General features: G+C 46.9%; 10 protein-coding genes. 3 read left to right on the forward strand and 7 right to left on the reverse strand.

Annotated features, from left to right (window positions below; translation table 11 throughout):
• Positions 1-13 precede the first annotated feature (13 nt).
• Positions 14-511, forward strand: coding sequence for an anaerobic ribonucleoside-triphosphate reductase activating protein (gene nrdG, locus DXA74_RS12340; protein ID WP_118528040.1), 498 nt, complete (start codon positions 14-16; stop codon positions 509-511).
• A gap of 209 nt (positions 512-720) precedes the next feature.
• Here nrdG and DXA74_RS12345 read toward each other — a convergent pair whose 3' ends face one another.
• Positions 721-3,276 (reverse strand): prolyl oligopeptidase family serine peptidase, encoded by a 2,556-nt coding sequence (locus DXA74_RS12345; RefSeq protein WP_118528042.1) that lies wholly within the window; start codon positions 3,274-3,276, stop codon positions 721-723.
• 229 nt (positions 3,277-3,505) lie between these two features.
• Between DXA74_RS12345 and DXA74_RS12350 the strand changes: the two genes are divergently transcribed.
• Entirely contained in the window at positions 3,506-4,507 is a 1,002-nt protein-coding gene (locus tag DXA74_RS12350) for an FAD:protein FMN transferase (protein ID WP_118528044.1), read from the forward strand.
• A 164-nt stretch (positions 4,508-4,671) separates the two neighbouring features.
• On the opposite strand, the gene DXA74_RS12355 is transcribed toward DXA74_RS12350, so the two are convergent.
• The 5 genes from DXA74_RS12355 to DXA74_RS12375 all read right to left on the reverse strand — a co-directional run bounded on the left by DXA74_RS12355 (position 4,672) and on the right by DXA74_RS12375 (position 10,807).
• Positions 4,672-5,799 carry a glycoside hydrolase family 43 protein gene (locus DXA74_RS12355; protein WP_118528046.1) on the reverse strand — a complete coding sequence of 376 codons (1,128 nt, stop codon included), beginning with the start codon at positions 5,797-5,799 and terminating at the stop codon, positions 4,672-4,674.
• 93 nt (positions 5,800-5,892) lie between these two features.
• Positions 5,893-6,504: a hypothetical protein gene (locus tag DXA74_RS12360; RefSeq protein WP_118528048.1), complete on the reverse strand. Its 612-nt coding sequence runs from the start codon at positions 6,502-6,504 to the stop codon at positions 5,893-5,895.
• A gap of 460 nt (positions 6,505-6,964) precedes the next feature.
• A complete protein-coding gene (gene groL, locus DXA74_RS12365; protein ID WP_118528050.1) occupies positions 6,965-8,602 on the reverse strand; it encodes a chaperonin GroEL in 1,638 nt (545 codons plus the stop codon).
• A 35-nt stretch (positions 8,603-8,637) separates the two neighbouring features.
• Positions 8,638-8,910, reverse strand: coding sequence for a co-chaperone GroES (locus DXA74_RS12370; RefSeq protein WP_118528052.1), 273 nt, complete (start codon positions 8,908-8,910; stop codon positions 8,638-8,640).
• Positions 8,911-9,010: 100 nt separating this feature from the next.
• Positions 9,011-10,807, reverse strand: coding sequence for a beta-L-arabinofuranosidase domain-containing protein (locus DXA74_RS12375; protein ID WP_118528054.1), 1,797 nt, complete (start codon positions 10,805-10,807; stop codon positions 9,011-9,013).
• A gap of 114 nt (positions 10,808-10,921) precedes the next feature.
• Here DXA74_RS12375 and DXA74_RS12380 point away from each other — a divergent pair, with 114 nt between their 5' ends.
• The gene (locus DXA74_RS12380) at positions 10,922-11,791 is read left to right on the forward strand and encodes a hypothetical protein (protein WP_233550534.1); all 870 of its coding nucleotides are present in this window, start codon (positions 10,922-10,924) and stop codon (positions 11,789-11,791) included.
• A 5-nt stretch (positions 11,792-11,796) separates the two neighbouring features.
• Here DXA74_RS12380 and DXA74_RS12385 read toward each other — a convergent pair whose 3' ends face one another.
• Positions 11,797-12,477, reverse strand: a complete 681-nt coding sequence (locus DXA74_RS12385; RefSeq protein WP_158576069.1) for a DNA alkylation repair protein — start codon at positions 12,475-12,477, stop codon at positions 11,797-11,799.
• Between the last annotated feature and the right edge of the window lie 122 nt (positions 12,478-12,599).

A 12,599-nucleotide genomic window follows, 5' to 3' on the forward strand; every position in this document is an offset into this window, starting at 1 on the left:
GAATTAAAAAGATATGATTTCTGTCATCAAAATCGTGGAAGACACCACGGTAGACGGACCGGGATTCCGCACCACGGTATATGCTGCGGGATGCCCAAATGCCTGCCCGGGATGCCATAATCCGCAATCATGGAAAAAGAGCGCAGGCACTCTGATGCCTGTCGATGAGATTATGAAAGTAATCCGGGCGGATGAGTTTGCCGATGTGACTTTCAGCGGAGGCGATCCGATGTTCCAACCGGAAGGGTTTACCAAACTGGCCCGACAAATCAAAAAGGAAACCGGAAAGAACATCTGGTGCTACACCGGATATACTTATGAACAGCTGTTGAAAAACGACCGCCAGAAGGAACTGCTCCAATGGATTGACGTGCTGGTGGACGGTCCTTTCATCGAAGCCCAGAAGGATGCAGACCTGCTGTTCCGCGGCAGCCGCAACCAGCGTCTTATTGATGTACCCCGTTCTCTGCACAACGGGCATGTGGAACTCTATCATAGCGCAGTGATCTAAACCGAAGGATACTGCGATAAAACCAAACAGGAATCCCCCAAGGGACAGCTCCATTTCACGGAATGCAGCGCCCTTGGGGGATTCCTGTTTTTATTGTTTCTAAAACCTCTAAAGCATAAAAAGCGCACCGACAGACAAGCGTCTGTACAAGTCCAGCCGAAAGTGTCTCAGAATCATGCTGATTTTTCTTGTCCTTTACCGGAAGCGATTTAACGCAAATGCTTTTCCGGATACATATCGTTCCACCATTCCGGTGAATCCTGCAACCATTTGGCAAACCAGGCCATAATGGCATTATGCCACTGCACACGCTTGTAATAATCGGCAATGAAGTGGTCTTCGCCATCCACCTGGATAAACTCTACCGGCTTGCCCAGAATCTTCAGGGCATTGTAAAGCTGGATGCTTTCACCCATAGGTACATTCGTATCGGAGGTACCGTGCAACAACAGCAACGGAGTGTTGATCTTGTCGGCATTGAACAGAGAACCCTGCTTGGTAAACAGTTCCGGATTGGCCCACGGATAGCTCTGTGCGGCTGCTACGGCATTATAACCTACACCCCAGTAGCCTTCGCCCCAATAGCTGGTCACATTGCTGATACCGGCATGTGAGGCAGCGGCAGCGAACAGATCAGTCTGGGTTTGCAGATACTGGGTCATGAAACCTCCGTAAGAAGCACCCAGACAGCCTATCTTTGTAGAATCGACAAAGGCATGTTCCTTGCAGAACTGACGGGTACCTTCGATGATATCATCGGCAGTGCGCTGTCCCCAGGCATTGACATGGCGCGCGGAAAACTCCTGACCGAAACCGATGGTTCCGCTCGGATTCACGACATAAACCACATAGTCGCGCGAAGCAAACAGCTGGGCGGCATACGGATTGTCCATTGTCTTTTCGGTCGGTGTGGTTCCTCCATAATAGTACACGATGAGCGGATATTTCTTATTGGCATCGAACTGAGGCGGCAGACAGTAGTAACCGGTAATTTCCGTACCGTCGGAAGCCTTGAAATTCCAGTCCTTGATGGTTCCCATATCCATCTTCTTCAGTTCTTCGGCGTATGGATCGGCAATCAGAGTGGATTTACCCTTTGACAGATCAAAGAGATAGGCCGTGCCGCTGGTGCTGGCAGTAGCCGTAGTATAGGCTGCCACCGGTGCCTTGTCGGACAAAGAGAAATTGCGCACACAGTCACCTTCCAGAGGCAGACGCTCGTACTTGCCGCTCTTTACCTGATAGCGGTACACGTTTTCCTGCGCACCGTCGGTAGTCTTGAAATAGATGTTCTTGTCATAAGGCGACCAGTTTGTGGAAACGATGGTCGGATTGAAGTCCTTGGTGATCGGCTCAATCTTTCCGCTTTCAATATTCAGAATAAAGGCCTGCGTATCGTAATTATTGGCTATCGGATGGTTTCCACAGTTCTTTCCGATACCGCCGAATGCTTCAGGACCGCCGGTCATCAGCACAGACTTGCCGTCGGGCGAGAATGATGCTCCGCTCATAAAGGCATCCTGAGCCACCAAGGTATCTACGGCCAGAGTCTGGAGATCCATGCGATACAGAGATGAGGTACTGAAAGGCCACTTATCCGGAGTGCTCTGGGAAACGGTAAAGAGCAGATACTTGCCGTCGGCGCTCAAATCCTGCATGTAGCTGGTACGCAAACCGCTGGTCAAACGCTCACGCAGACCGGTCTGCAAATTATAGCGCACGATAAAGCTGCGTCCGCGGGTGCCGGGAACACGGTCTTCGGGGCTCAGCACACGATGCACCGGTCCGTTGTCGCCCTTAATCTGTTCGTAATCGGTAAAGAAAAGGGTCTTCTCATCAGGTGACCACACAAAATGTCCTTCGGGAACATGGTCGGCCACAACTTCCTCGGCCAAAGTCTTCGGGTCAACAGTGATAATCTTCACACCTTTGTCCGAAGTAGCGGTATAATACAGGCGGGAAGTGGTCGGAGTCCACGAAAGGGATTTGGCTCCCTGGGTGAACGTTGAAAGCGTGCGACCGCTCTTCACCTCGCTCAACACCGTATAGGTATTGCTGCGCTGCATGTTATACCAGTCGGTATATTGGGTAAGCAGATACTTGCCGTCGGGCGACACACTGACGCGGGTCACGCGCTTGCCGAATACGGTATTCGGCAACAGGTATCTTCCCTTCAGTTCCGGATCGGCGGTTACCTGAATCAAAGAATCGGTATTGGCTTCCGGTTCCCAGCGCATGGTAAAGTCTGCTTCAGCCGAGTCAGCCTGCAAACGGAGCACCTTCAGGGCAACCTGATACATCACCTCAGGCTCCAGTCTTAAATCTACACTGATTTCCTGAGCATGCTTCAGAGAGTCCTGCACCGCTCTCTTGTCTTTTTTCTTCTCTCCGTTCACATAAATCTCAAAGCGGTAAGGCATCTTGATTTTCAGCTTTCCCTTGCAAAAGCGGTCGGCACGGATGCAGGTGTTCAGAACCAGGAACTGGTTTTCACTGTTCTTGTCCTGTTCGGGCAAATGAAAAATACCAGTCGTGTCGGCACTCAAAAACAAGGCACCTTCCTGATTGCGGTCTAAAGGAAGAGCAGATCTCATTAGTAAATCAGCCAGATCGGGCTTTACTCCATCCGTGTTCAGCGAATCGGTAAAGATGGGCGAACAAACGGAAACAGGCTGCTGCAGCTGCAAACGCTGAATCTGATCGGCATGGGCCGATGGAGCCGAAAGCAAAAGGGCAGCAAAAGGTAGTACTACATTTTTCTTCATTTCGGGATTTCTATTCGTTTTTTATGATATAAGCACAAAGAATGCGCAAAAATACAGTTTTTTCTCCATAAAATCCCTATTGTAAACCAATTAGTATATTTTTTCCAAAGACCTCTTATGAAATAATAAATCACCGGGGTTTTATTCCGTGTTCTTGAAAATATTGCGTAATTTTGATGTCTCATTTCAAAAGAAAGATCATTATATCATTCAAAAATCAAAAAAGGATATGAAAAAAATCATCGCTTTACTGGCTCTGCTTCCGCTGGCCGTATTCCTGCTGACCGGATGCGAAAAACCGGAAACCTATCAGATTACCGAAGGCAGCACACACACCTATTATCGCATTAAATATCTCTATAAGGAACCTCTTGACGACGAAATCAATGCCATGATCAAGGCTTATCATCATGCCATCAATCCTTTTGACTCCACGTCGATCATCAGTGCGGTGAATAACAATACCAACATGCAGGTGGACACCTTGTTTACAAGAGCTTTTAATAGCTGTACGAAAATCTCAGAGGCCACGGACGGCATATTCGACGTGACTTGCGCCCCGCTGATCAATCTTTGGGGATTCGGTTTCAAGAACATGGGTGCCGTTACCCAGGCTGAGATTGACAGTCTGAAAGGATTTGTGGGATATGACAAAGTGAAAATCCAGGGAGACCAGGTCGTGAAAGAGGATCCGCGCATCCTGCTGAACTTCTCAGCAATCGGTGACGGTTACCTGTGCGACCTGATTGCCGAACTGCTGGAAAGACATGGCATCAAGAACTATCTGGTAGATATAGGCGGTGAGGTGATGGCCTGCGGCAAGAACCCGAAAGGCAACCCTTGGACCATCGGTATCAACAAACCGGTGGATGACACCTTAGGAGTCAATCAGGAAATCCAGCAGATCATCCAGCTGCCGCAGAAAATGGGAGTGGCCACATCCGGCAATTACCGGAATTTCTACATCAAGGACGGAAAGAAATATGCTCATACCATCAATCCCAAAACCGGATATCCGGCTGACGGGGACATTCTGAGTGCCACAGTCATTGCTCCCAACGGAACCAATGCGGACGGCTTTGCAACCGCATTTATGGCTATGGGACGCGAGAAGGCCAAAAAGTTCATTACCGCTCATCCGGAACTGGAATATTATTTTATCTATGCCGACGACAAGGGAAACTTCATCAGTGAATATTCCGAAGGCATGAAGAAGTATTTCAAAGACTGACGGACTGATTGATATCATCATCCCGAAAAAACAAGAACCGCTCTCCAAAGTATTGTTCCACTTTAGAGAGCGGTTTTTTTCATCTGGATAGATTCACACCTTTTCTATCAGATTCTTACAGTTTCAAGTATGATACCTTCAGAAATCCTTTCTCCTGAAGAAGCCTATTTCATCAAATCCTTCAGCGTCCATTCTTCACGATAAGGAATGGTAGGAGTTCCGTCCTCCTGAAACTGGATCGGGAGCCATAAATATTGCGAAGTACTCAAACTCTTCGGCTTCCAGATGTCTCCCATAAAAATAAAGCCTTTATTCTTATACGGCAGCACAAAAGTACTCTGTCCATTAAAAGTCTTTTTAGCATTCTCTCCCACAAACGGAGTGGGCAGCTGCTTCCATTCTCCCCAAAGCGAATCGGCTACAAACATGCGCGCTTCATTGGGAGCCCATCCTGTGCAGCCACTGGTGATGAGCCAATATTTGCCATTTCTTTTGAACAAGGCAGGCGCTTCATTCTGTCCTCCGGGAGCAATGCGGATATATTTTCCGGTATAGTCCAGATAATCCTCGGTCAGCTCAGCCAAATGCAGTGTGAGGTTCTCCTCCGAAGAAAACAGATGATAGGCCGTGCCGTCATCATCGACATAGACGGTCATGTCGCGACTCATCTGTCCTCCTTTCTGGTCACGGGCCAGGAACAATCCTTTCTTCACGGCATCACGCCATTCGGGAGTCCACCAGTTTGCATATTTCGCCGGGTCCAGAGCAAGAGCCTCATCGATGTCTTTCTGCGAAAAATCAACCGGCCACTGACCGGCATTCGGCCGCAATCCGCGCAAGAAACGGAATGGTCCTTCCGGCTTGTCTGCCACCGCAAAACCGACCTGTGCCGCAGCATATCCCTGCCCTTTCAGTTCCAGATGGAAAAGCATCACATACTTACCGGTCTTCTTGTTGTATACCACCTTGGGACGCTCCATGATACAACCCGGCTGTATGGGACTAAGCGTATCCGAAGATACTGCCAGCGCAATGCCCCTGTTCTCCCAGTTCATCAAGTCACGTGAGGTGTAGACCGAGATTCCGGTATTCATAGAACCGCCGGCATCCGGACGATTCTCACCATACCAATAATAAACCTTACCTTTTTTCAAAATACCGCCTCCGTGTGCATTGATGTGTTTCCCCTCTGTATCGGGCCACTCAGTTGCCGGACGGAATGTAGTCTGTTTTTGTGCCGGTAACGCACAGGAAAGAAACAGACTCGCCACAATCAATAAAACTGTTTTCATTTTACATACCTTTTAACACGGTAAAGATAGCGAAGACGGATAATAAAAACAACAAAACAGTAAGATTGCCCCCCTATTCAATGATATTTTTACTTATTTGCATTCCAAATCCTCAAAACGCATCTGTAATTTCTGAGAAATATCCTCATGAAGATGAACATAAGAACGCTCCAGACGCACCTGATGTAAACCGCCCCATTTTCCGGTAATGGTGTATTCATCCAACAAATCCTCAGGCACCACACAAGCCAACTCTCTTCGGATTAAGGAGCAAATCTCATAAATCCGGTTATTCAACGGCTCGACCAGATTCTCCAAGCTACGCCGCAACTTCTCTGATTCCAGATTCTTTTCTCGCGACACAACTTGATAAATATGGTATAACTGTTCCTTATAATTGTATAGATTTTTAAATTCAGAACCACTCTCAAACAAAAGAAAAAACAGATATACCGTCTTGGGTAAAAAAGGCATTTTTATTTCTTTGTGGCTATACTCAGGCATAAAGATACGACAATGCTCATCAATAACTATCTTGCTATGGGTGGAGCAAATCATCGATTCCTTGTTTCTTTGTAAAGCAGAATGCAACAAATCAATAATCTCTTTATCTCTCAGCAAATAGTCATCAGCCAACAGCTCCTTTAACAAATATTTCGCTGTCGGGCAAGAAAGCCTTACTTTTATTTCATTCGCATCGTTCATAGGTACAAAAATATACAATTTTTCTTTATCTTTTTTCCGAAACAAGAATGTCTCCTTCGTATAAAAATCTTGTTTTCATAACACGATCTAAATACAATATGACAATCTGTCGGCATATAAAAATCACTATCTGAAATCCTTACCGGAACTAGGTTTATAGAGTATCTGACAAAAATTTTCCCAATCCCAAAACTACTTTGTTCAGCCTCAAATTTCTTTCTCTTTTCATTTGACTTTTCCTTTCTATCAAATCAGTAAAACTTCTCAATAAACTCGCTTCTTTGACCATTTATGTTGTTCTTAAAAAAAAGTAACCCATCAAAAAGAAAAAAATCAAAGAATTTTCAGAAAAAGATTGATCTGCCTTTGTTTGTACCTGATAAACACAAAAAAGGAAGCAACCGTTTTGACTGGCAAAACAGTTGCTTCCTTTTTATTGAATTACTCGCTGAGCTGATTTTTACATCATGCCGCCCATGCCTCCCATTCCAGGAGCTCCCATAGGCAATTCCGGCTTATCTTCCTTCTTCTCACAGATAACACACTCTGTTGTCAGGAACATACCGGCGATTGAAGCCGCATTTTCCAAAGCAACACGTGTAACCTTTGCCGGATCAATGATACCGCTAGCCTTCATGTTCTCGTACTTATCTTCACGGGCATTGTAACCGAAGTCGTTCTCACCCTGACGTACCTTCTCTACAACAACAGAACCTTCCAGACCTGCGTTCTCTACAATCTGACGCAATGGCTCTTCGATGGCACGTTTTACGATATTGATACCGGTTGTCTCGTCGGCGTTTGCACCTTCCAGACCTTCCAAAGCAGAGATTGCACGGATGTAAGCAACGCCTCCACCCGGGATGATACCTTCTTCGATGGCAGCACGAGTAGCGCACAAAGCATCATCTACGCGGTCTTTCTTTTCTTTCATTTCCACTTCGCTCGGTGCACCGACGTAAAGAACAGCCACACCACCGCTCAGCTTAGCCAAACGCTCCTGCAATTTCTCTTTATCGTAATCGCTGGTTGTATTGGCAATTTCGTTCTTGATGACATTGACACGATCCTTGATCAGTTCTGCCTGACCGTGACCGTTTACGATGGTAGTATTGTCTTTTGAAACAACCACCTTATCGCAAGAACCCAACATCTCCAAAGTAGCCTGCTCCAGTTTCAAGCCCTTCTCTTCGCTGATTACAACACCACCGGTCAATACGGCGATATCTTCCAACATAGCTTTACGACGGTCGCCGAAGCCAGGAGCCTTCACAGCACAAATCTTCAACTGGCTACGCAGACGGTTTACAACCAAAGTAGTCAAAGCCTCGCTCTCAACATCCTCAGCAATTACCAACAGAGGACGTCCGCTCTGAACAGCCGGTTCCAAGATTGGCAAGAAATCCTTCAGGTTAGAAATCTTCTTGTCATAGATCAGGATGTATGGATTCTCCATCACACATTCCATCTTCTCAGTATCTGTTACGAAGTAAGCTGACAGATAACCGCGGTCGAACTGCATACCTTCTACCACACCGATAGTAGTATCACGACCCTTAGCCTCTTCGATAGTGATCACACCATCCTTGCTTACCTTCTTCATAGCCTCAGCCAGCAACTTACCGATTTCCGGATCATTGTTTGCGCTGACAGTAGCTACCTGCTCAATCTTGCTGTAGTCGTCACCAACCTGCTCAGCCTGAGCCTTGATGTTCTCAACAACCTTAGCAACGGCCTTGTCGATACCACGCTTCAAGTCCATTGGATTGGCACCGGCAGCCACGTTCTTCAAACCAACGCTGACAATGCTCTGTGCCAATACGGTTGCAGTAGTTGTACCGTCACCGGCATCATCACCAGTCTTGCTGGCAACGCTCTTTACCAACTGTGCACCTGCGTTCTGGAAAGCGTCAGACAATTCGATTTCCTTGGCAACGCTCACACCGTCTTTTGTGATATGAGGAGCACCGAATTTCTTTTCGATGATCACGTTACGACCTTTCGGGCCCAGAGTTACCTTTACTGCATTTGCCAACTGATCCACGCCCTGCTTCATCAGTTCACGGGCTTCTATATTGAATTTAATATCTTTAGCCATTTTCTTTTCTATTTAATAGGATTCAACGATTAATATTAAGCAAGAATTGCAACCACGTCGCTCTGACGCATAATCAGGTATTTGTTACCTTCGTGCTCGATTTCTGTACCGGCATACTTACCGTACAACACTTCATCGCCCACTTTCAATACCATTTCTTCGTCTTTGGTTCCTGTTCCTACAGCGATAACCTTACCTTGCAATGGTTTTTCTTTTGCTGTATCCGGAATAATGATTCCACCGATTGTCTTTGTTTCTGCTGGAGCTGGTTCAATCAGAACACGGTCTGCTAATGGTTTAATGCTCATAATAATATTGTTTTTACGTTATTTTTCTAAATGGATTGAATTATAAATTCACTTAATCTATTACGAAAAGTATGCCAAACAGGGCAAGACTGACAAAATGTCACTTCAGTTTATCTTTCGTAAAATAAGGGAACCAAATTTTAGTTTTGGCACTGCCACGCTGTCCTCTTGCAAAATAAGGAGTAAGCAACAACGTTTTCCCCTGCAAGGAATCGGACTTCAAATCATACAGACGTCCTTCTATAATCTGTACCCCGCCGTTCAGGCCCAGAGCAAACCGGGTCGGCGCACTTTCCTTTAAAAGCACCTTGCAGTCACACTGCTTCTGCAAAATGGAATCCAGTTCCTCCTGACAATAAACAAAAGGAGCCCGCTGATAGGCCAAAGAAGGCACAGGCTGTTCGGTACTGTCTTTCGGTACGACGGTCCTCACTGCAGAAAGGAACGTAAAAATAATGCGGTCGTCCTTTTTCCACGTTCCGGAAACCCGGATAAAACCATTCTCCACCTGAACCGGTTTGTTCACACCATTGACCAACAGTCCCATCTGTTTGCTTTGCGGGAGATAACGATAACGCCCCATTCCTTCCAGACAGTCATCCGTCATCCATGAAGGCACCCGCAGATAAAACGTACATTTTTGAGGAGTGTCGGCAATGATGTCCATATAAAAGCCTCCGGCCCACGGCATGGAACTCATGGTGCTGAGCTTCATATTCAGTTTTTTGGTTTTAATGGTCACCTCTCCACGGAAATACTGGTTGATATAAACCGCGGTATCATTCTGAGTCGCGTAGTAATAATCCGGAAGCACCGCCAGATTCCGGATTAGGGAAATCGCCTGAGGCAAGGGAACCTGACTGATGGAATCGCGCACCAGTTCCTTCTGCTCATCCATTTCCAGGTTACGGGCCATATATCCGCCGTGGAAAGAAATACCGGCACGGAGTTCATTATACATGGCACGCTCAAAAAGTTCCATGCAGCGGGCATCCTGAGTGACACCATACAACCGGATACACCATTCCATATTGGCCATTGTTTCGGGCAAGGCAAAACGAGTTTCCGGTACGGCGTCCGGGCGCACGGAAAAACCTCCTGTAATGCGCATCGTCCGGTTCACCGCCTCTTGCCAGCAGGCATGATTTTCTTCCAGCATCTTTCGATCTCCGGTCAATCCGGCTATCCACGCCTGAGCGGCATAATACAATCCCTGTTCCTGTCCCCAGTCTTTACCGTCCATCTGTTTCTGCATCAAGACTGCGGCCTTCAAGAAAGTGTCGTTCTGCGTCAGAAGATAGAAATCTCCCAAAGCCAGCACCATATTCGGATGCAAATCGCGTTCCTTTATCTTATCGGGCTTCTGGAGCAAAGCACTGCTCAAGCGTTCTGCATGCTGCAAGGCCCAATGCAAAAGCGGTTTCTGTCCACCGGCGCGTGTATAAGCCAATGCCGCCCGATAAAAGGCAGCCATCTGATAATATAAAGGATGGGATTCTTTGCGGGCACGCTTCAGCCAGGTCACTTCAGTCCGGTCGGAAAAGTCTTTCGGCACCAGGGCAGCCAGACTGTCCAGTCGTCCACGCTGCAGCGAGTCCGGTTCCACCACATAGATATAAGACATCGCTTCCAGCAGATGATACAAATCGGCATCCTCCAGATCCTTATTCGCATATTTTCCATCCAACAGACCGTTTGCAGCCAGACGGTTCCAGACTACCGGCAACGTATTGACCCGCTGCGAGCGAAACTGGAAATACCAATAAAAATCATCTATATACAGGTTTTCAAAAGAAACCGGACGAAGCAGATTTCCGTTGCTCCCACCGGCCTTACCCAAGAAGGAACACCACAAAAGAATGGCTAGCAGCCATCCTACTCTTTTAACATTTTGCATATCTTTTTTCTTTTAAAGCGGAATAAATCAAACAAAAATAGAAATAAATCTGTATTTTTGCAATCAAATAAACATGCATTAATCATTCTATCTCCAGTTGAACCAACCTCATTCATGAAAACCGTCCTAACATATATACTGATTTTCACTACCCTATTTTTACTACTGACTTTCATTCCCAAAACAGGAGGCTACATCTGGCAACCGGAAATCATCAACGGCATCAGCGCCTTGCTGCTCACCCTGCTCATCTTTCTGGTGGGACGCATTTCGGGCACCTCAAAAACACTGACCGGTATCTTAGGAACCGCTGTATTTACTCTTCTGTTCTGCCCCAAGTCACACATGTTCTTTTACCGGGACGAACAGGCCGTTATTGAACTGACTTCGGTGTGCATTGTTCCTTTCTTCATCTCGCAATACAAGCGCATAGAGACCAAAAACTTTAAATACGGTTACTTTATCATGTTGTTGATGGGTATTTTCTGCAGCTACACTCACGACGGTATCACCATACCCCTATGTCTCAGTTTTTTATTGCTATCCTATCTGCAACGGAAAAAGTTCTTTGGGCTGGCCTGCTGGCCCATGGTCATCGGTTTTGCCATCGGCACGACTCTTTCGTTGCTGCGCTCCGATTATCTGACCTGGGCCTCTTTCGGTGATTTTCAGTTGCTGACCACCCAGACTGCGACCGCCTTTACCCAATTGTGGGAAACCAAAGTCTTTATTTTTGCCACTCTGCTCAGCCTGTATTATCTGGTCTCGCGCAGACGCAGAAAGCGCCTGTGGCCTATTTTCAAGGAACACAAACTCCTGTCCTACTGTCTGCTGTTCTCTGTCTGTACGGTTCCCTTCGCTCCTTTGGGCATGGATAACGCCATACAGGGAGTCTGCTTTTTCTGCATGTTCTGGGTACTTTTCCTCTTTCACGACATCGTTACCCTGATCCAAAAGCGCCGGCAGCATCATAAACCGGCATAAACCATTCAGCTTCTCAGTGCCCGGATGCACTCTTTCCAGGAATCCGACACACGCCGTGATTCGATAATCTTCCGTAAGGTCAGCCGCTGCACCTCCTCAGACAGACATCTGCTCTGAAGCAAGGCATATACCCGCTCGGGAAAATCCACAAAGGCTACTGACAAGGCCCAGGCCACAGCCACCGCAGCATAGTAACCGGCCGGCTGAAGGGAAGTAAGCACTTCCAGCACTCGTTCGATATAGTCGGAAGTAAGAAAATGATCCAACAACATCACCACGGCAAAACGCTGTGCAAACTCACGGTCTGAGAGCCAATAGGGCTGCAACCGCTGCCAGGCACTCTCGGGCTCCCGCCGTACAAAGCGCAAAGAAGTGCAGACAGAATCACACAAGGCCCAGTTGGTGATCAAAGGCACATAGCGCGCGATGTATTCCCAACGTTCTTCTTCCGGCAGTTTTGCTCCTGCCAACGTCAGCCCTTTGAGAAGAATCATTTCAAAACTGCGGTCCGTATCTTCTTCCCAAAGACGAAGCCAGACTCCTTCCTTTACCAACTGACGGGCAAACTTCCGCAAAAGCGGCAGCCGTACACCCCTCACGGTAATCGTATCGTTCAGCAAGGATGCCGAAAAGGCTGCATATTCCGGTTCGGCATGTTTTTCCAAAAAAGATATTATCTGCTCCATAGTCATATTTTATACTTCAAAAACACAATCTTCAAATCTGTTTTCCGATTTTCTCAATAAAAAAGCAGACCTTTTTCCGATTCTAAAACCTGTTGGCGGAATTAAAAAACCGCCTGAAAATT

Origin of the sequence: Bacteroides sp. OF04-15BH (assembly GCF_003477995.1) — a bacterium.
In the GTDB taxonomy this organism is placed as follows: domain Bacteria; phylum Bacteroidota; class Bacteroidia; order Bacteroidales; family Bacteroidaceae; genus Paraprevotella.

Bases quoted from the DNA above. Each gene is read 5' to 3' on its own strand.
- nrdG (WP_118528040.1), top strand. From the start codon at position 14: ATGATTTCTGTCATCAAAATCGTGGAAGACACCACGGTAGACGGACCG.
- DXA74_RS12345 (WP_118528042.1), bottom strand. From the start codon at position 3,276: ATGAAGAAAAATGTAGTACTACCTTTTGCTGCCCTTTTGCTTTCGGCT.
- DXA74_RS12350 (WP_118528044.1), top strand. From the start codon at position 3,506: ATGAAAAAAATCATCGCTTTACTGGCTCTGCTTCCGCTGGCCGTATTC.
- DXA74_RS12355 (WP_118528046.1), bottom strand. From the start codon at position 5,799: ATGAAAACAGTTTTATTGATTGTGGCGAGTCTGTTTCTTTCCTGTGCG.
- DXA74_RS12360 (WP_118528048.1), bottom strand. From the start codon at position 6,504: ATGAACGATGCGAATGAAATAAAAGTAAGGCTTTCTTGCCCGACAGCG.
- groL (WP_118528050.1), bottom strand. From the start codon at position 8,602: ATGGCTAAAGATATTAAATTCAATATAGAAGCCCGTGAACTGATGAAG.
- DXA74_RS12370 (WP_118528052.1), bottom strand. From the start codon at position 8,910: ATGAGCATTAAACCATTAGCAGACCGTGTTCTGATTGAACCAGCTCCA.
- DXA74_RS12375 (WP_118528054.1), bottom strand. From the start codon at position 10,807: ATGCAAAATGTTAAAAGAGTAGGATGGCTGCTAGCCATTCTTTTGTGG.
- DXA74_RS12380 (WP_233550534.1), top strand. From the start codon at position 10,922: ATGAAAACCGTCCTAACATATATACTGATTTTCACTACCCTATTTTTA.
- DXA74_RS12385 (WP_158576069.1), bottom strand. From the start codon at position 12,477: ATGGAGCAGATAATATCTTTTTTGGAAAAACATGCCGAACCGGAATAT.